This window comes from Lysinibacillus sp. Bpr_S20 (assembly GCF_023337835.1).
GTDB lineage: Bacteria > Bacillota > Bacilli > Bacillales_A > Planococcaceae > Lysinibacillus.
In genome coordinates this window covers 791,449-809,146 of the sequence record NZ_JALNLQ010000001.1, presented here as the reverse complement: position 1 = coordinate 809,146, position 17,698 = coordinate 791,449, and the positions used below count along the sequence as shown (strand labels likewise).

Here is a 17,698-nt window from a genome sequence, read left to right as displayed (position 1 = left end):
GATTTCCGTTCCAGCTGGGCGCTTTGTTGCTGTCGCTTCGCTTTCGCTACAGAAAACATTTGCCGCTGACGCTTCGCTTTCGCGCAGAGCAGAGCTTCCTGGGGGCGTCCGATGAGCCGCTTGGGCCAATATGATGTTGGTCACGAAGGCGTTATCACAGGACGTGATGGTTTTAGCCTTCGTTCCCCTATTTGCTCGCTCCAGGGTCTCGGGCCAACACGAGGTTGGTCACGAAGGCGTTATCACAGGATGTGATGATTTTAGCCTTCGTTCCTATATTGCTGATCCCCAAGGAGTCGCCCAGCCTTCACTCCAATCACCCATATCACCTAACATGTATATTCTGGCATGTCATTTTAAAATTAAAACAAATATGCAGCGACAAGTGTTTTCTGAGCTAAAGTGAAGCGCCAGCAACTACAGATTTACAATCGCATCACCTTTATAATTCTATTACGCTCGATTAAGATGAGTAGCCTGGCTCGGAAATCACCTCATTTAAAGCGCCACAACAAAATTCCCTTGACCATTTAATTATTAAGCGGGTTGATTAGGAAAAAATAGTTTCATCATTGATCGATAAGATTTTTCCATTTTTCATAATATATTACTATTTTAACTGATTGTAGCGTAGGGCTACTCGACTCCCGCGGGAAAGCGAGACAGACGAGACCCTGAGGCCAACACGATGTTGGTCACGAAGGCATTGTCACAGGACGTGACGCACTTAGCCTTCGTTCCGTTAGCGGAGGAAGCGGCTCGACGCTCGCCCGCAGGAAGCTTTGCTCTGTGCGAAAGCGAAGCGACAGCAACAAAGCGAGTAGCCCGTAGCGGAAATCAGCCTCTCCGAATTAATCCGAATGTATAAAAATGGTTAATCAATACACCTGTTTAATTATGATTCAATATTTTCAATAATCGTTGCAATCCCTTGCCCTACACCAATACACATGGAAGCAAGGCCATATTGTACGTTTTGTTTTTTCATTTCGTAAAGTAATGTGGTCACTATTCGTGCACCGCTTGCACCTAGCGGATGACCGAATGCAATAGCGCCTCCGTTAACATTGACTTGTGCTGGATTTAGTTCAAGCTGCTTCATGGATTCTATTGCTTGGGAAGCAAACGCTTCATTTATTTCATATAAACCAATATCATTTGTTGTTAGTCCAGCACGTTGTAATGCCTTTTTCGAAGAATAGATAGGGCCTAAACCCATAACGGCAGGCTCTAATCCTGCAACAGCACCTGTTATATATCGTGCTAATGGTGTTATACCTAAATCTTTTGCTTTATCCGCACTCATTAATAATAATGCTGATGCACCATCATTCACACCAGAAGCATTACCCGCTGTCACAGTACCATTTTCAAAAATAGGTCGTAGTTTGGCAAGTGCCTCTAATGTTGTGTCAGGGCGTGGATGTTCATCTGTATCTACGATGATTTCATTTCCTTTCTTATCTTTCACGTATACAGGTACGATTTCTTCTGCGAAACGGTTTGTAGCAAGCGCTTTTTTCGCACGTTGTTGGCTTTCAAATGCAAATGCATCTTGTTCCTCACGACTAATATTAAAACGTTTGGCTACGTTCTCAGCAGTTTGGGGCATTGTATCCGCTCCATACATGCTTTGCAATTTTGGGTTCGTAAAACGCCAGCCGATTGTTGTATCAAACATCTTTTGATCGCCTCTCGGATAATCCACTTCAGGTTTCCCCATCACAAAAGGTGCACGCGTCATACTTTCCGTACCACCTGCGATAAAAATATCGCCTTCACCACTCTTTATAGCACGTGCTGCATAATGTATAGCATCCATGCCTGAACCACAAAGGCGATTAATAGTAGTTCCCCCGACCTCTATTGGTAGCTCAGCAAGTAATGCAGCCATACGGGCGACGTTTCGATTATCTTCTCCCGCTTGGTTGGCATTTCCGAAAATAACATCCTCAATTTGTTGGACTGGCACTTTTGGGTTACGCTCTATTAGCGCCTTTATGACCGTCGCAGCTAAATCATCTGGCCGAACGGTTTTTAATGCACCTTTATAACGACCAATTGGTGTACGAACAGCATCTACAATTACGACTTCTGTCATTTTTTCACCACCTCTTTTTGCTCGCTATAGTCATAAACCCCTTTTCCACTCTTTCGACCCAAACGCCCAGCTTGTACATATTGTTCGAGAAGTGGTGCTGGGCGATATTTTTCACCGAGCTTTTCATGTAAATATCTCAAATTATTCAGACGTACATCAAGACCTACTAAATCGACCAATTCGAACGGTCCCATTGGATAATTTAAGCCAAGTTTAATGGCTTTATCGATGTCTTCAGGACTACCTAAGCCTTCCTGTAACATATAAAACGCTTCATTTCCTACGAGTGCACTAATACGACTTGTAACAAAACCCGGGAATTCATTGATGACGACAGTTTCTTTGCCCATTTGTTTAGCAATTTCACAAATAGTTTGGACTGTTTCATCACTAGTCTCTAAACCTCTAATAATCTCCACGAGCGCCATTTTATGCACAGGATTAAAAAAGTGCATCGCAATAGTTTGTTCAGGTCGTTTTGCATAAGACGCAATTTCTGTTGGACTCATCGTTGAAGTATTTGTGGCAAATAAACAGTGCGGTGAAGCAAACCGTTCCATCTGCTCGAAGACAGCCCGTTTAATGTCCCTTTTTTCGGGTACGGCTTCAATGATTAAGTCTGCTTTATTTGCGACAGTAGCTAAATCTGTTACATAAGTCAGACGTAGCGTTGCTTCTTGTACTTGCTGCGCTGTTAATTTTCCGCGTACAACCGCTTTTTCAAAAATGGATGTAATTTCATTTTGGGCATTTTGTAACGCCTGTTCGTTAATGTCTATAATAGCTGTTTCAAAGCCACTGATTGCGCTAACGTAGGCAATGCCACGCCCCATAACCCCTGACCCGATGACAATAATTTTTTTCATGAAAACAACCTCCTTATTGTGAAAACCACATACGACGAGTAAAGATATCTCATCGCATATGGTTTTTGTGGGGTTAGACGCCAAGTGGATTTAGTGGGCGACTACCATAATATGAAATGATACTTTTCGTCTCTGTATATAAATCTAATGTTTCGATACATAGCTCACGTCCGAAACCAGATTGTTTATACCCGCCAAATGGGGTACCTGGCATTGCGGAGAATGGGCAATTGACCATTACGATTCCTGCTTGGATTTGATTTGCAACACGAGTAGCACGTGCCCCATCTTTAGACCAAACTGCTGAGCCTAAACCAAACTCTGAATCATTTGCTAGTCGAATCGCTTCTTTTTCATCGCTAAATGGCATAACAACTACTACTGGACCAAATATTTCTTCACGCACAACTTTCATGGATTGCGTTACGTCTGTAATAATAGTTGGTTCATACCAGAAACCATTTTCAAAGCCCTCTACAGCCGCCACTTTGCCACCTGTTAAAATGGTTGCTCCCTCTTCAACGGCAGATTTCACATAGCCATCGATTGTATTTAATTGGTCTTGGTCGATAATTGCCCCCATGTGAGTACCTTTATCGAATGGATCACCTAGTTTAATTGCTTTTGTTTTGGCAACAAATTTTTCTAAAAACTCATCATAAATGTCTTTGTGTACGTATAAGCGTGAACGTGCCTCGCAAGATTGCCCTGAGTTATAGAAAATGCCGTACAACGAACCATCTACCGCCGCATCAATATCAGCATCTTCAAACACTAGATTTGGTGATTTCCCACCTAGCTCTAATGTAACGCGTTTTAATGTTTGAGAAGCTTTTTCCATAATTCCTTTTCCGACTGGTGTGGAACCTGTGAAGGCCACTTTATCGACTTGCTGATGCTCCACTAAGTAATTCCCTACATCTTTACCTGAACCAGGAATGATATTCACAACCCCTGCTGGTACACCTGCTTCTAGACAAATTTCACCTAACACGATTGCTGTTAGAGGCGTTAAAGAAGCTGGTTTAACAATAACGGAACAGCCAACAGCAATGGCTGGGGCAATTTTCCAAGCAGCCATCATAAGTGGGTAATTCCAAGGAACAATTTGGGCACATACTCCGACAGGCTCTTTTTCAGTGTAATTATGAAATTGACCTGGCATATTATTTACGGCTCCACGATGGCCAACAATCGCGCCTGCGTAAAATTCGAAATCTTCTATTGCTTGGTTTACTTGGCCCTGCGCAGTGCCAAGGGATTTCCCGGTATCTAGCATCTCAAGCTCTACGATTTCATTAAAGCGAGAGCGCATAATAGTAGCAATCTTATGGAGCACCTGTGCACGACGATTAACTGGATATTGCTTCCACTTTCCGAAATCAAATGCTTGGCGAGCTGCTTGCACCGCACGCTCAGCGTCTTCCTGGGAAGCTTTTGCGACAGTCGCTACGACTTCACCTGTCGCAGGATTTATCGTTTGGAATGTCTCACCATTACTGCTCTCTACCTTTTCGCCATTAATAATTAAATGATAAAAATCGCGTTTCACTAATACTTTCTCTTGTACTTGTTGTGTCATTATCATTCACTCCTTTTTATTGTCCATTAAATTGAGGCTGTCTTTTTTCTGCAAATGCTTTCATACCTTCTTGATGATCATCTGTCGCTCCGGCAATACTTTGGCTTTGTGCTTCATAAACAAGGAAATCTTCGAACTTTAAGTGTTCTGCTGCCTTGATATTACGTTTAATAAGGCCGATTGCTTTTGTCGGTAACTGGACAATCTGTTGCGCGAATGAATGAACGTCATCTTCAAATGTTTCATTGCTATAGACAGCAGTTGTTAAACCTAATTGTTTGGCTTCCTGTGCTTTAATACGTTGACCAAGTATGGAAATTTCAAGTGCTTTAGCATCGCCAACTAATCGTTTTAAGTAGTATAGATTCCCAGAATCAGGAATCAACCCTACGTGGATAAAGGCATTCATAAAGAATGATTTTTCCGACATTACACGGAAGTCTGCAGCAAGCGCTAAACTAAAGCCAGCACCTGCAGCTGCACCATTCACAGCTGCGATAATCGGTTTTTCACAGCTATGTAACTGTTGAACCATCGGACCATAGTTATCTGTTAAAATATCACCAAGTTTCATATCTTCGCCAATAGCTGAAAGATCTTGTCCTGAACAAAATGCGCGTCCTTCACCACGAAGTACAATACAACGTACTTCATCATTTAATGATGCTTGTTTGACGGCAGTACGTATTTCATGATTCATCTGTGCAGTGAATGCATTTAATGTGTCGGGACGATTTAATGAAATATAAGCTACGGATTCTTTTAGTTCGTATTGTATAGTTTCAAACATAATTATCTCCCCTTAAAGTTCGGTTGACGTTTTTCAACAAATGCTTGCATGCCTTCTTTTTGATCTTCTGAAGAGAATAATAAATAGAAATTTTTTCGTTCAAACTGCATACCTTCATAAAGCGAGTAGTCGACAGCTTTGTTAACAGCTTCTTTAATAAGACGTAAAGCGAGAGCTGGCTTTTGTGCGAGCAGTGTCGCTGTTTTATGTGTTTCTTCTATTAATATCTCTGGTTGTACTACCTTGTTGATAATGCCATATGCGAGCGCTTCATCAGCAGTAATCCTTGCTGCGCTCCAAATCCACTCTAATGCTTTCGTTCGCCCTACTAATTTTGTTAAACGCTGTGTACCACCCGCACCCGGCATAACGCCAAGGTTTATTTCAGGGAAGCTAAATTCTGTACCCTCTGCTGCGATTAATACATCACAACAAAGGGCTAATTCAAAGCCACCTCCGAAAACGAATCCTTTCACACTACCGATAATAGGCTTTTTAATTTGCCCTATACGATCCCAATCAGCGAATTGATTTAAAAGTTCTAAACGCACCGTGTTGTCTGCGACCATTTCATCAATATCTGCACCGGATGAAAACGCTTTTCCATTTCCGGCTAAAACGATGACCTGTACGCCTTCGTCACGGTCAAACAATTCCATCGCCTGCATAATTTCCCGTACCATGGCACGATTTAATGAATTGTATTGGCGAGGACGGTTTAAGTTAATAAACCCTATCCCACTGTCAATCGTTACTTCAATAAATGTGAATGCTGTCATTATGCATCTTCACCGATGATTAATGTGACGATATCACTTGCAAAGCTCATTAAATCTTTGCCCGACGCTTTCCCTTCTGGTGACCTTAGTCCATTCTTTAAATCTTCTGGGCTATCATAGGTCATTTCACACATTAAGTAATACGGTGTTTCTGTTCCCATCGGAGTTGAATTAAATTTCGTTACTTTCATTTCACGCAAACCTGGTATTTTCGCAGTAATTGGCGTATGAACTTTTTCGTAATGCTCATCAAATGCCTCTTTATCAACAGGGTGTTTATATAACGCGATTAATTTAGCCATCTTAAAATACGCTCCTTTGTCTACATGGAAGTAGAAATTATTTTCATTGCTTCAAATGGATTTTTACAGCTTTTGCAATATAAAATACTACGACAAGCTGTTGGACCAAAAATATTTTCTAGCGTGACATAGGTAGAGCCACAGTAAGGGCAATCTACATGCCAAGAGCCGTCTTCTTTTAAAAAACGAGGTGGTGGTGCAATACCGAATTTCTTTAGTCCTTCTCGTCCCTTTTCTGTTACACGATCAGAAGTCCAAGTAGGATGATTGATAAACACGACACTCACTTCCCGAACGCCATCTAGTTGTTCGACTGCTTTTTTTATATTTTGTTGAATAATTGTCAATGCAGGACATCCTGAAAATGTTGGTAGCACTTCAATACGGATATGACCATCATTCACTTGCACACGCTCAATCATGCCAAGGTCAATAATACTCACCGTATCAATTTCAGGGTCCTTCACTGCATCGAGTACTTCATAGATGTGTGCTTCGTGCAGACCCGTAGTTGCCATCGTTATCCTCCTTTTTTGCAATAGATCGTTACCAGCTTGCCGCCAAATCTGATCGATACACCTCTGACATTGTCTCAATAGCCGAAGTTAAATCATCAGTATGTTGCCCGTCTCGACCATTAATGATCGGATCAGGTAATACAGGTATAGCGATTTCCACCGCTTCAAAAGTTGGTGTTACAATGGCTAGCCAACGCTCTTTTATAGCCACTTCTGATTCTATTAATTCACATGCTGTAATATGCTTAACTGATTTGCCAAATGACAATAAATCACCGGCATCTTTTATTACTTCTTGTAATGCTTTCATCATACGGGAACGTGATGTTTCTGTTGCTGTACATAGTTGCGTAAACCACGTTGTCCAGTGCATTTGATGATAATAAAGTTCGGTACTTATTTTCACAGCCACTTCTCTGATGGGTGCATAGCTGCTTGCTTTGAGTGCATCAATCTTCGCTTTTTTCGCCGTTGTATAGATATAATTACGCGCAACTGCGTATCCCCAATCATAATTCGGTGCTTCTTTGTAGTAACCTTCTCCATTCGGGCGTTCTACAAGTAGACTGTTACAACGCTCCTCTTTCGGTCGTAGCTGGGCTAATGAATCTGCAGAACCTTCGCCAAGCTCTTCTAAAAGCGTATAATATAATTTTGCGTGTCCCATTGTGTCTTGTGTTATGGAGGAGAATGCTACATCTTCCTCAATATGCGGCGCCAGCCCAAGCCACTCAGAGCCACGATAGGAAAATAAGTAATCGTCATCCGCTAATTGATAAAGTACTGTAAGGACTGCCTTTTTATATTCAGGCGTTATTTCATTTGTCATCTTTTTTCCCTCCCCCGCCCCAAGATAGAATTTCTTTTTCGTCTAGCATGACTTGTTCATAGTGACGCCATTTTTTCTTTAAATAGCCGTAGCCTTTTGTTGTACGGTAATCTTTATTGTCTAGTCGCTGCAGCGCTTGTTTATTGACTTGGGTTAGACCGTGTAAATGTTTACGATTGACTACCCAAATGTCTACCACAGGCTCACGACGCATAAAGTTTTCCTGTGCCATAACTAACGCCATTTCTCCATTCGGTGCTAAAAGGCTAAACTGATGTTGAAAATTTGATGTTGGTGTTCGTTTGCTAAATACTTCAAATTCTTGATAGAAAGATTGCTTTTCCACGATGATCCTCCTCTCTAAAGAGTTAATTTACTAGTGCGGTTAATGCTTCCCGTACCCAAGCGTTATTTTCATAGGATGAACGGCGAAGAGCTAAGCGTTCTTGTGAACATGGACCTTCGTTGCGTTGGATTTTTTTGAAAATTTCCCAGTTTGGCTCTTGGTATATCCATTTATTTTGTGCTTCATCAAAGTGCAAAGTTGGATCTGGCACTGTCAAGCCTATCGATTGAATACGAGGAATGTATTTAGATAAAAAGCTTTGGCGTAGCTCTTCATTCGTTTGGACACGAATTTTATATTTAATGGTTATATCTTGTTTGCTTGTACCTGTTGTGTCCTTTGAAGCTGGACCAAAGAAAAATAATAGTGATTCCCACCAGCGATTTAACGCATCTTGTACAAGTGCACGCTGCTCAGGTGTCCCCTCTACCAGAGCCATAATAATGGCTTCACCGTGTTGTGCATGGAATACTTCTTCTGCACATATACGTTGTAATGCACGCGCATAAGGTCCGTATGAAGAACCTAACATGTTGGTTTGTGAAATAATGGCCGAACCGTCAACAAGCCAGCCAATCAACCCCGCATCCCCCCATGATTTTGTTTCCATATGGAATACGTTGTGGAACTTTAGACGTCCTTCGAATAAATCAATCATTAAATCGCCGCGATTTTTACCATATGGTTTAAGCAAATCCTCTGCTACGCGTAATAATAATTGACCATGCCCCATCTCATCTTGAACCTTTGCCATAATGCCTAGCTTTCGATATAAAGTCGGTGCTTTCGGAACCCACTCTTTCTCAGGAAGAGCACCCATAATTTCACTAATACCATGCATCGAAATTAATTTGATTAGTGCCAAGCGATATTCTTCTGGCATCCAATCGTCTACTTCAATCTTTTCACCCGCAGCAATCCGCGCCTCGAATTGCTCTTGTAATTCTTGTTCAGACAATTGTGTAACGACACTCATAATAAAAGCCTCCTTATATAACCTTTTCCCGATAACCGTTACCATTATGTTATGTTGGAGGGCAAAAAAAATCACACTTCCAACAAGATTTTATTATCGTTTGCTACTTTAATTGATTCTGTTGGACAGCCTTCCATTGCATCCTCTAAATCATCATATAAATCTATCGGAACTTCTTTAGAACCTTTGTTATTGTCTAAAATAACAAAGGCTATTCCTTCGTCATTATAGTCAAAAATATCCGGAGCCGATGCGCCACATGCCCCACAAGCAATACATGTATCTTGATCTACTCTAGTGAATTTCGGCATATACTCATTCCTTTCACAAACCTATAGCGTTAAGTAATTTGTTTCTTTTTTTCCTCCATTAGACTCGTACTATGCAACGGCTGCACTTTAGATGTTGGATCAATGTATACTTTTGCGTTACTAATAGCAGTAGGCGCCTCTCCAAACCCACTAACAATTAACTTTACTTTCCCTTCATATGTGCAAATATCACCTGCCGCATAAATACCCGGAATGTTAGTTTCCATGCGTGAATTAACGACGATGGAGTTTTTGTTAATTTCTAAGCCCCAATCTTTAATGGCACCTAAAGAGGAAACAAAACCAAAATTCACGATTATATCATCGACTCCATAGATTGGTTGTTGTGTTTCATCTTTTGCATGTTTTAATTTAACTTGTGTAATGCAATCTTCCCCTATAAGTTCTTCAGGTACATAAGGTGTGATCACCTCAACCGATGATTGCATTAACTTTTCTACGCTATGCTCATGTGCACGGAATTTATCTCGTCTATGGACAATAGAGACCTTTTTAGCAATTGGTTCTAGCATCATTGCCCAATCTACTGCTGAATCACCGCCACCAAAAACCATCACGTTTCGGTCTTTAAAAGCATTGAGATCATTAATGAAGTAATGCAAATTACATTCTGCATACTTTTCTTCCCCTTCAAATTCAAGCGTACGAACTTTAAACGCACCGTTTCCGGCAGTAATCAGTATTGTACGTGAATAATGAGTACCCGTAGTCGTTTTAAGCTTAAAAATACCGTTTGCATCTTTTTCGATTGTTTGTACAGATTCATTCGTACAGACATCCACTGGGAAAATATTCATTTGTTCTTTTAAATTATTGATAAGATCTTGTGCACGAATTTTCGGAAAGCCCGCAATATCATAAATATATTTTTCTGGATAAAGAGCAGCTAACTGGCCACCCAGTTGAGGAAGGCTTTCGAGAATTTTGACGCTCATGCCTCGCATACCACCATAGAAGGCAGCAAACATACCAACGGGTCCCCCACCTATAATGGTCACATCTTTTATTAGCTCAGTATCAATCATTGAAGAACCTCCTTATGTTCCATTCTTCTATCAATGACACGAATTGCTTTTCCTTCAGAGCGTGGAATAGAACCAATATTTTCAATGACAAGACTAACAGAAATTAAACATGCATTTTTTAAATCGTGCTTGATTTCCTTCATTAACAATTGTATTAGAGGATGGCTTAGGTCACCTCCTACTTTTTCGTATAACTTCGGTGTTAACTCAACATGAAGTTCGATCGCATCCATATTTCCTTTTTTCAATAAATGGATTTGATAATGAGGTGCTAACCCTTCAATTTGCAATAACTCACGCTCAATTTCAGATGGGAAAATATTGACTCCTCGAATAATCAGCATGTCATCTGTACGTCCCTTAACACGTGCCATACGCATTGTTGTACGTCCACATTTACATTTTTCACGTGTAATCGATGTAATATCACCTGTACGATATCGAATAATTGGTAGCGCTTCCTTCGTTAAACTTGTGATAACCAATTCTCCGTCTTCTCCATCGGTTACAGGCTCTAATGTATCAGGATCGATAACTTCTACTAAAAAATGATCCTCTGCTATATGTAAACCATTTTGAGCTTCGTAGCATTCAATTGATACGCCTGGACCTAGCACTTCACTTAAACCATAAATATCCATTGCGCGAATTTTAAATTTATCCTCAATGGCACGGCGCATTTCCTCTGACCAAGGCTCTGCCCCAAAAATTCCATATTCAATCCCGTTCGCTGCTGGATCAATTCCCATTTCCTCCATCTTTTCAGCGATGGTTAAAATATAAGAAGGTGTACCCGCGATGCCTCGTGGTTTAAAATCTTCAATTAATGTAATTTGACGTTCTGTATTACCACCTGAAACCGGTACAACTGCTGCTCCTAAAGTTTCCGCTCCGTAGTGTAAACCCATCCCACCAGTAAATAGACCATAGCCATAAGCATTATGAAAAATATCTGATTTACGTCCCCCTGCGGTAACAATAGCGCGAGCTAAAAGTCCCGACCACATCTCAATATCATTTTTTGTATAACCAACAATTGTTGGTTTTCCACTAGTTCCCGAAGAACCGTGAATGCGGACTACATCATCCATCGGTACTGCAAAAAGTTTAAATGGATATTGCTCACGTAGATTTACTTTATTAGTAAATGGCAATTTGCGAATATCTTCTAAACTTTCAATATCAGCCGGTTTAACGCCAAGGTGATCAAACTGTTCCTTGTAGAATGGTGTATTGTTATAAACTTTTTCAACTGTTGCTTTTAATCGCTCTAGCTGAATTCTTGCCATTTCTCCCCTTGAAGCTGTTTCTATTTCTAGATGATACATTTTCCTAGCCCCCTTTATGCTATTACAATACATCAAATATAACAAATTAATTACGAGAGTTTTAATTTCGTCATTAATATTAAGATAAAACAAATTTGTCCGAATTGTCAATATATTTTATTTTTTCTGGTTATAGTTGATTAATTAGTCGTCTATAAACGTTTTATCTTGAATACTATTTATTCATAAACACAAAAAGCAACCTGTAAAGTTCCCCTTCTAGTCCACTATTAATAAGAGATATTTAAATAAAAATACAAAATAGACAGAAAACTCAAAATAATTAAGCAAAACTATAATAATACGTTTACTTTCCCCAAAATAGGTGTTAAATTGATTTTGCATATCACTTTTATTTCATTCGTTTTTATTTTGTATGCAGAATTTTACTTATTCATGAATGATGAACACATTTTTATTTACAAAGGGGGATTTACATTGACATTAACTGAGTCACAACAACACGAAAAATATTATGATGAAATTTTTCAAGCTTTATCAAAGGAGCCATACGCGAATTATTTAGGGATAGAATTAGTTGAATTAAAAGCTGGCTTTGCAAAAGTGACACTTTTTCCAAAACCTCATATGCTCAATACACATGGTACTGTACATGGAGGCATTATTTTTTCTTTAGCTGACTACGCATTTGCAGCGGCTAGTAATTCTTACGGTAAGACGGCTGTCGGTGTTACGAATACCATACATTACATGAGCGCAGGTTTGGCAGGACAGCAACTAACCGCTGTCGCAGAAGAGGTAAAAAAAACGCACCGTTTAGCCTGGTATCGGATTCATGTTTGGAGCAACGATGAATTATGTGCCACAATGGAAGCTATGGTTTATCGTAAAAACGAAAGTTTCATCGAATAACTGGAAGAGATGTGAGTGACCTCTAATCAAGAGGTTTCTCACATTTTTTTGACATAGTAAAATCCCTCACTTGTTACAACAAGGAGGAATCTCGATGAAGCTATTTTATACCTGCATAATATTTTTCGACGTTGTATGGGGTTTACCGAAGTACGCTTCTTGGATTTTCGGATCATTCAACAGCTCTTGTGCTGTACCTGAAATGGCCATCTTCCCATGAGCTAACACGCAGGCACGATCAGCCACCTTCAAAGCAGCTTTTACATTTTGCTCTACCAAAATAATCGTGACACCTCGTTCATCACATAATCTACGTAAAATATTCATAATGTCTTTGACGATTAAAGGAGCGAGTCCTAATGATGGCTCATCAAGCATCAAAACTTTGGGGTTGGCCATTAAACCTCGCCCAATTGCCACCATTTGCTGTTCTCCACCCGAAAGTAAACCTCCTGGGCGATTAAGCATTTGCTTTAAGCGCGGAAATAACTCCACGATTCCCTCGTAGTCTCGATGAACCGTTTTTTTATCTCTCCTATAGCGATGATAAGCACCAAGCATCAAATTGTCCTTAACAGATAATGCAGAAAAAATCTGTCTTCGCTCTGGCACTAAACATATCCCATTGACAACTGTCTTTTGTACACCGTCTTTCGTAATATCTATCCCTTTGTATTCAATTTTTCCTTCTCTCGGTGAATACACACCCGCTAATGTGCCGAGAAGTGTACTTTTCCCCGCACCATTTGATCCAACAATCGATAATAACTCTCCTTCTACTAGTTCAAAGTCAATACCATCAAGAACATGTAAATGCCCGTGATAAGTATGTAAATTTTCGACTTTAAGCATAAACCGCACCTTCTTCCGCTTCATCATCGCCTAAGTACGCTGCCACAACCTTTGGATTTTTGTAAATCTCTTCTGGCGTACCTTCTCCAATTTTGACCCCGTTATCTACAACAACTAAACGATCTGAAATAGACATAACGGTTTCCATATCATGCTCGACGAATAAAAAAGTCATTCCTTCAGCGCGCATTCTTAATATGACTTCTACTAATTGCCTTGATTCCTCAGCATTTAGGCCCGCCATTGGTTCATCTAATAAAATCAATTGAGGTTTAGAGATTGCCGCACGTGCAATTTCAAGAAGTCGTTGGCTGCCATAAGGTAATTTATCTGCCATTTCATAGGCAAACTCAGCAATACCTACATCTTTTAAACATTGTAATGCTCTTTCCATCGTATCAACTTCTTCTTTCACGACAGTTGGTAAACGTAACCCAGCCGTTAAAATATTTGTTTTCATCGCAATATGGGCACCGGTCATGACATTCTCGATAACGGTCATATTATCGAAAACTTCTAGGTTCTGAAATGTTCTTGTAACACCTGCTTGTGCTATTTGATAAGGCTTTTTGCTTGTTAACCGCTTGCCTTGGAAATAGACATTTCCTGATGAACTTGGCAAGACCCCTGTTATCATATTGAAAAGTGTTGTTTTCCCTGCACCGTTAGGACCAATAACTGCGAATATTTCACCTTTATTAATCGTGAAGGACACATTATCTACCGCAACAACTCCTCCAAATACTTTCGTTAAGTTTTCGACACTTAAGATAAGTTCTTTGTTAGTCATTTGCTTTCCCCCCTGTAGCTTGCGTATCAATTGTGAACGCAATCGATGCATGGCGTTCTTTCTTGTTAAGCTTTCTGGCAATTTTCATAAATTGAGGAACTAAGCCATTAGGCATATATATTAATGTTAAGACTAGTAATAAACCGAAGAATACGATTTCGAATTCCCCACCAATGTTAGGAAAGAAAACTGGCACAAAGTGTTTTAATAATTCTCCAAGTAAAACGTACGCAGCTGAACCGACAATGGCACCCCAAATATTACTTAACCCACCGATAATAACCATTATTAATAAATAAATGGAGGTATTGGCTGTGAATAAATTTGGGTTAATAAATGATACATAGTGTGCTAATAATGAACCTGAAATAGATGTGAAAATAGCACTTGTCACAAAAATTTGTAATTTATATTTCATTAAATTTACACCAACGGCATCTGCAGCAATCTCACTTCCCTCAATCGAACGTAGGCCACGCCCGATTCTTGAATGTATAATATTCCGTGAAAAAACAAGTGCCATAAAAACAAATAGCCAAATAAGATAAAAATAACTTTGATCTGTAACGAATTCAAAGCCGAATAAATGAATAGACGGTATCCCAAAGAAGCCATTCGAGCCACCTGTAATGGATGTTAATTCTTTAAATGCTGTGTAAACAATAATTCCAAATCCTAGAGTTGCTAATGCTAAATAATAGCCTTTCAACTTAAAGGTAGGAATTCCGATTAATAATGCAACAAGCGCAGAAATGAGCGCTCCTACCAATATTGCTAGCCAGGGAGAAAACCCTAATGTAGCTGTCATATAAGCAGACGTGTAGGCACCAATTCCATAGAAGGCCGCATGCCCTAGTGAAATTTGTCCCGCATAGCCTGTTAGCATCGTTAAACCAATACATATTAATGCATAAAAACCAATCATCGTAAAAATAGCGAGTGTATAATTTGATCCAACTAGTGGGATACAAAATAATAGTGCGAAAAAAATACTTGGTCCAACTAAGCTGTTATTATAGATAAGCTTTAAGCCTTTTTTGTTCATAGTTGTAACCTCCCTATACACGTTTTCCAGAAGCTTTCGCAAATAGGCCTTCTGGTTTTATAAACAAAATTAAAAGCAATAAAGAGAAACTCACTACATCTTTTAATCCAGATGACCATAACCCCTCTGTAAATGCTTCAATAATTCCAATTAGAAAGGCACCAGCAATTGCAGCAGGGGCATTTGTTAAACCACCAACAACTGCTGCTACAAACGCTTTTATGCCAAGCATCATCCCCATATCGTAGGAAGCACCGGAAATCGGCGCGATAACTGTACCCGCTAAAGCCCCCACACCAGCACTTACTACAACAGCAATCAATGACATTTTATTTGGGTTGATCCCCATTAGGCGTGCAGCAAATGGATTTACAACACAAGCCGTTAATGATTTCCCTGTAAATGTAAAGTTAAAGAAGTACATCATTACGATTAGAATAACGATTGATAGACCAATTGCCCATAAATTTTGCGGAAGCAATACAGCTTCTAAAAATTTTATAGGTGTATTATCCGTAAACGGCGGTAATGTTTGGGCCTGTGTTCCCCAAATTAAAATCGCAATACCTCGAAATGCAATGGATACACCAATTGTAATGATTATGAGTGTTGTCATGGATGATTTACGTGCTGTATGAATTGCTGTTCGTTCAAATACAGCGCCAATTGCCGCCACAATGACGATACTTAAAATAATAGCTAACCATAATGGTAGATTAGCTTTCACCAGTGAAATACTAATTAAAGCACCAAACATGGCAAATTCACCTTGTGCAAAATTAAGGATGCCTGTCACGTTATAAATAATGACAAATCCAACCGCAATCAATGCATAAATGGCTCCTATAGTTAAGCCTGAAAATAATAATTGCAACATTTGAGAAAATGTTTCCATATGTCGTTCACTCCATTCATTTCGGGATTACTAAGCTAATAATTTAATGAACAGTGATGGAGAGACACCACTGTTCACTAAATTTGTATTTTATTGAGGTGTGTTGATTAACCATTTATTTGTCTTCTAAAGTCCACTTTCCATCAACAATTCGTACCATAGCAAAACTATCCGGACTCAATCCCATATGATTATCCGCAGTAATGTTAAATGTACCTGTCAAGCCTATATATTCACCTAGTTCTTGCTCAATGTAATCTCGAAGTGCAGCGCTATCACTGCCTTTTGCTTCAATTGCTTTCGTAGCTATCGAGAAAGCATCTGCTGCATACGCACCAAATGTACTTGCTGGTTTATTGTATTTTGCTGTGAAAGCTTCGTTATACGCTGATAATAATTCTTTTTGTGGATTTGAATCTTCTAATTTGTCCGCAATTAATAATTTACCAGTTGGCAACACCACATCGTTTGCTGCCTCACCAGCTACTTCGATAAATTGACCCGTTGCAACACCATGACTTGCAAGAACTGGTAAATCAAGTGATAATTCACGAATATTTTTAATGACAACCGCTGACTCTTGTACGGTTCCCCATACAATTATTGCATCAGGATTTGCTTTTTTCACACGAGTTAACAGTGGTTTTGCATCTGTGACTGTCGCTTCAAATTCATCTTCAATTACTGATTTCACACCGTAATTTGCCATGTGTTTAACAAATTCTTCGTGACCACCAGTTCCAAAAGAATTCGCAACGTTTAACCAGGCAACTTTCGTTAAGTTATTATCTTTTAAATATTGTAAAATTCGCTCCACAGCTTGTTGATCATCTTGTGGCATTTTGAATACCCATTTGCGTGCTTGTCCATTTTCATTCATGTAAATTTGTTTACTGGCAGCAACAGAAATGTAAGGTACTTGATTTTGCTCTGCCAAAGGTAACATCGCTAATGAGTTACCACTTGTTGTCCCTCCGATAACAATCGATACTTTTTCTTGCGTTAATGCTTTTTTCATCGAAAGAATGGCTTCATTTTGGTCAGATTTGTCATCATATGTGACTAAATCAATTTTTCGACCGTTAATACCTCCATCCTCATTTTTTTGATCGACTAACATCTTCAACGTTTGCATTTCTGGTTCCCCTAGAGCAGCTGCCCCACCAGATGCTGAGAAGATTCCAGCAATTTTGATTGAATTAGCTGATGCTTCAGAACCTGTACTGGCGGAAGATGCATCACCTTTCCCCGAAGATGAACTACAGGCCACAAGCAATAGTGCCCCCATCAATAGGAATAGAGACAATAAAGTCTTTTTCATAAATCCTACACCCCTTAAAAATTTTTTATTCCTATAAAACCGCATCCCCTTTTAAAATGACGGTATGTATAGCCTCTCTAACGAAAATAAAAACCTTTGATGATATCTGCAATATATTATTTTGCTTAAATAATAAGATAAAATTAGA

The 17,698-nt window shown here is 39.5% G+C and carries 20 protein-coding genes; 2 read left to right on the top strand and 18 right to left on the bottom strand.

Going from position 1 to position 17,698, the window contains the following annotated elements; translation table 11 throughout:
- Window positions 1–688: 688 nt before the first annotated feature.
- A complete protein-coding gene (locus tag MWJ95_RS04010; RefSeq protein WP_249072425.1) occupies window positions 689–868 on the top strand; it encodes a hypothetical protein in 180 nt (59 codons plus the stop codon).
- Window positions 869–895: 27 nt separating this feature from the next.
- Here the strand turns inward: MWJ95_RS04010 and MWJ95_RS04005 are convergent, their stop codons facing one another.
- The 13 genes from MWJ95_RS04005 to MWJ95_RS03945 form a co-directional block, all read right to left on the bottom strand.
- A complete protein-coding gene (locus MWJ95_RS04005; protein ID WP_249072424.1) occupies window positions 896–2,101 on the bottom strand; it encodes an acetyl-CoA C-acyltransferase in 1,206 nt (401 codons plus the stop codon).
- Window positions 2,098–2,967 (bottom strand): 3-hydroxyacyl-CoA dehydrogenase, encoded by an 870-nt coding sequence (locus MWJ95_RS04000; protein WP_249104425.1) that lies wholly within the window; start codon window positions 2,965–2,967, stop codon window positions 2,098–2,100. Before MWJ95_RS04000 ends, MWJ95_RS04005 begins: the two co-directional genes overlap by 4 nt.
- A 73-nt stretch (window positions 2,968–3,040) precedes the next feature.
- Complete coding sequence (locus tag MWJ95_RS03995; RefSeq protein ID WP_481817339.1) at window positions 3,041–4,549, bottom strand: aldehyde dehydrogenase family protein; 1,509 nt, start codon at window positions 4,547–4,549, stop codon at window positions 3,041–3,043.
- A 16-nt stretch (window positions 4,550–4,565) separates the two neighbouring features.
- On the bottom strand, window positions 4,566–5,339 hold the full coding sequence (locus MWJ95_RS03990; RefSeq protein ID WP_249104420.1) for an enoyl-CoA hydratase/isomerase family protein: 774 nt from the start codon (window positions 5,337–5,339) through the stop codon (window positions 4,566–4,568).
- 2 nt (window positions 5,340–5,341) lie between these two features.
- On the bottom strand, window positions 5,342–6,118 hold the full coding sequence (locus tag MWJ95_RS03985; protein WP_249072420.1) for an enoyl-CoA hydratase/isomerase family protein: 777 nt from the start codon (window positions 6,116–6,118) through the stop codon (window positions 5,342–5,344).
- Window positions 6,118–6,420, bottom strand: a complete 303-nt coding sequence (locus MWJ95_RS03980; RefSeq protein ID WP_249072419.1) for an EthD family reductase — start codon at window positions 6,418–6,420, stop codon at window positions 6,118–6,120. The genes MWJ95_RS03985 and MWJ95_RS03980 overlap by 1 nt, the downstream gene beginning before the upstream one ends.
- A gap of 20 nt (window positions 6,421–6,440) precedes the next feature.
- Window positions 6,441–6,938, bottom strand: a complete 498-nt coding sequence (gene paaD / locus MWJ95_RS03975; RefSeq protein ID WP_249072418.1) for a 1,2-phenylacetyl-CoA epoxidase subunit PaaD — start codon at window positions 6,936–6,938, stop codon at window positions 6,441–6,443.
- A 28-nt stretch (window positions 6,939–6,966) separates the two neighbouring features.
- Complete coding sequence (gene paaC / locus MWJ95_RS03970) at window positions 6,967–7,767, bottom strand: 1,2-phenylacetyl-CoA epoxidase subunit PaaC (RefSeq protein WP_249104418.1); 801 nt, start codon at window positions 7,765–7,767, stop codon at window positions 6,967–6,969.
- On the bottom strand, window positions 7,757–8,113 hold the full coding sequence (gene paaB, locus MWJ95_RS03965) for a 1,2-phenylacetyl-CoA epoxidase subunit PaaB (RefSeq protein WP_249072416.1): 357 nt from the start codon (window positions 8,111–8,113) through the stop codon (window positions 7,757–7,759). The genes paaC and paaB overlap by 11 nt, the downstream gene beginning before the upstream one ends.
- A gap of 22 nt (window positions 8,114–8,135) precedes the next feature.
- Window positions 8,136–9,089, bottom strand: coding sequence for a 1,2-phenylacetyl-CoA epoxidase subunit PaaA (gene paaA / locus MWJ95_RS03960; RefSeq protein ID WP_249072415.1), 954 nt, complete (start codon window positions 9,087–9,089; stop codon window positions 8,136–8,138).
- 71 nt (window positions 9,090–9,160) lie between these two features.
- Window positions 9,161–9,400 (bottom strand): ferredoxin, encoded by a 240-nt coding sequence (locus tag MWJ95_RS03955; RefSeq protein ID WP_249072414.1) that lies wholly within the window; start codon window positions 9,398–9,400, stop codon window positions 9,161–9,163.
- 29 nt (window positions 9,401–9,429) lie between these two features.
- Window positions 9,430–10,446, bottom strand: coding sequence for an NAD(P)/FAD-dependent oxidoreductase (locus MWJ95_RS03950; RefSeq protein ID WP_249072413.1), 1,017 nt, complete (start codon window positions 10,444–10,446; stop codon window positions 9,430–9,432).
- Complete coding sequence (locus tag MWJ95_RS03945) at window positions 10,443–11,774, bottom strand: phenylacetate--CoA ligase family protein (protein ID WP_249104416.1); 1,332 nt, start codon at window positions 11,772–11,774, stop codon at window positions 10,443–10,445. Before MWJ95_RS03945 ends, MWJ95_RS03950 begins: the two co-directional genes overlap by 4 nt.
- 438 nt (window positions 11,775–12,212) lie before the next feature.
- Here MWJ95_RS03945 and MWJ95_RS03940 point away from each other — a divergent pair, with 438 nt between their 5' ends.
- Window positions 12,213–12,647 carry a PaaI family thioesterase gene (locus MWJ95_RS03940; protein ID WP_249072411.1) on the top strand — a complete coding sequence of 145 codons (435 nt, stop codon included), beginning with the start codon at window positions 12,213–12,215 and terminating at the stop codon, window positions 12,645–12,647.
- 105 nt (window positions 12,648–12,752) lie between these two features.
- Here MWJ95_RS03940 and MWJ95_RS03935 read toward each other — a convergent pair whose 3' ends face one another.
- The 5 genes from MWJ95_RS03935 to MWJ95_RS03915 form a co-directional block, all read right to left on the bottom strand.
- Window positions 12,753–13,499 carry an ABC transporter ATP-binding protein gene (locus MWJ95_RS03935; RefSeq protein WP_249104414.1) on the bottom strand — a complete coding sequence of 249 codons (747 nt, stop codon included), beginning with the start codon at window positions 13,497–13,499 and terminating at the stop codon, window positions 12,753–12,755.
- Entirely contained in the window at window positions 13,492–14,289 is a 798-nt protein-coding gene (locus MWJ95_RS03930) for an ABC transporter ATP-binding protein (protein ID WP_249072409.1), read from the bottom strand. Before MWJ95_RS03930 ends, MWJ95_RS03935 begins: the two co-directional genes overlap by 8 nt.
- Complete coding sequence (locus MWJ95_RS03925) at window positions 14,282–15,334, bottom strand: branched-chain amino acid ABC transporter permease (protein ID WP_249104412.1); 1,053 nt, start codon at window positions 15,332–15,334, stop codon at window positions 14,282–14,284. The genes MWJ95_RS03930 and MWJ95_RS03925 overlap by 8 nt, the downstream gene beginning before the upstream one ends.
- 13 nt (window positions 15,335–15,347) lie before the next feature.
- Window positions 15,348–16,229: a branched-chain amino acid ABC transporter permease gene (locus tag MWJ95_RS03920; RefSeq protein ID WP_249104410.1), complete on the bottom strand. Its 882-nt coding sequence runs from the start codon at window positions 16,227–16,229 to the stop codon at window positions 15,348–15,350.
- Window positions 16,230–16,344: 115 nt separating this feature from the next.
- Window positions 16,345–17,550 (bottom strand): ABC transporter substrate-binding protein, encoded by a 1,206-nt coding sequence (locus tag MWJ95_RS03915; protein ID WP_249104409.1) that lies wholly within the window; start codon window positions 17,548–17,550, stop codon window positions 16,345–16,347.
- Window positions 17,551–17,698 lie beyond the last annotated feature (148 nt).

Excerpts from the sequence above, each read along its gene's own strand:
- MWJ95_RS04010 (WP_249072425.1), top strand. The coding sequence starts at position 689 with ATGTTGGTCACGAAGGCATTGTCACAGGACGTGACGCACTTAGCCTTC.
- MWJ95_RS04005 (WP_249072424.1), bottom strand. The coding sequence starts at position 2,101 with ATGACAGAAGTCGTAATTGTAGATGCTGTTCGTACACCAATTGGTCGT.
- MWJ95_RS04000 (WP_249104425.1), bottom strand. The coding sequence starts at position 2,967 with ATGAAAAAAATTATTGTCATCGGGTCAGGGGTTATGGGGCGTGGCATT.
- MWJ95_RS03995 (WP_481817339.1), bottom strand. The coding sequence starts at position 4,549 with ATGACACAACAAGTACAAGAGAAAGTATTAGTGAAACGCGATTTTTAT.
- MWJ95_RS03990 (WP_249104420.1), bottom strand. The coding sequence starts at position 5,339 with ATGTTTGAAACTATACAATACGAACTAAAAGAATCCGTAGCTTATATT.
- MWJ95_RS03985 (WP_249072420.1), bottom strand. The coding sequence starts at position 6,118 with ATGACAGCATTCACATTTATTGAAGTAACGATTGACAGTGGGATAGGG.
- MWJ95_RS03980 (WP_249072419.1), bottom strand. The coding sequence starts at position 6,420 with ATGGCTAAATTAATCGCGTTATATAAACACCCTGTTGATAAAGAGGCA.
- paaD (WP_249072418.1), bottom strand. The coding sequence starts at position 6,938 with ATGGCAACTACGGGTCTGCACGAAGCACACATCTATGAAGTACTCGAT.
- paaC (WP_249104418.1), bottom strand. The coding sequence starts at position 7,767 with ATGACAAATGAAATAACGCCTGAATATAAAAAGGCAGTCCTTACAGTA.
- paaA (WP_249072415.1), bottom strand. The coding sequence starts at position 9,089 with ATGAGTGTCGTTACACAATTGTCTGAACAAGAATTACAAGAGCAATTC.
- MWJ95_RS03955 (WP_249072414.1), bottom strand. The coding sequence starts at position 9,400 with ATGCCGAAATTCACTAGAGTAGATCAAGATACATGTATTGCTTGTGGG.
- MWJ95_RS03950 (WP_249072413.1), bottom strand. The coding sequence starts at position 10,446 with ATGATTGATACTGAGCTAATAAAAGATGTGACCATTATAGGTGGGGGA.
- MWJ95_RS03945 (WP_249104416.1), bottom strand. The coding sequence starts at position 11,774 with ATGTATCATCTAGAAATAGAAACAGCTTCAAGGGGAGAAATGGCAAGA.
- MWJ95_RS03935 (WP_249104414.1), bottom strand. The coding sequence starts at position 13,499 with ATGCTTAAAGTCGAAAATTTACATACTTATCACGGGCATTTACATGTT.
- MWJ95_RS03930 (WP_249072409.1), bottom strand. The coding sequence starts at position 14,289 with ATGACTAACAAAGAACTTATCTTAAGTGTCGAAAACTTAACGAAAGTA.
- MWJ95_RS03925 (WP_249104412.1), bottom strand. The coding sequence starts at position 15,334 with ATGAACAAAAAAGGCTTAAAGCTTATCTATAATAACAGCTTAGTTGGA.
- MWJ95_RS03920 (WP_249104410.1), bottom strand. The coding sequence starts at position 16,229 with ATGGAAACATTTTCTCAAATGTTGCAATTATTATTTTCAGGCTTAACT.
- MWJ95_RS03915 (WP_249104409.1), bottom strand. The coding sequence starts at position 17,550 with ATGAAAAAGACTTTATTGTCTCTATTCCTATTGATGGGGGCACTATTG.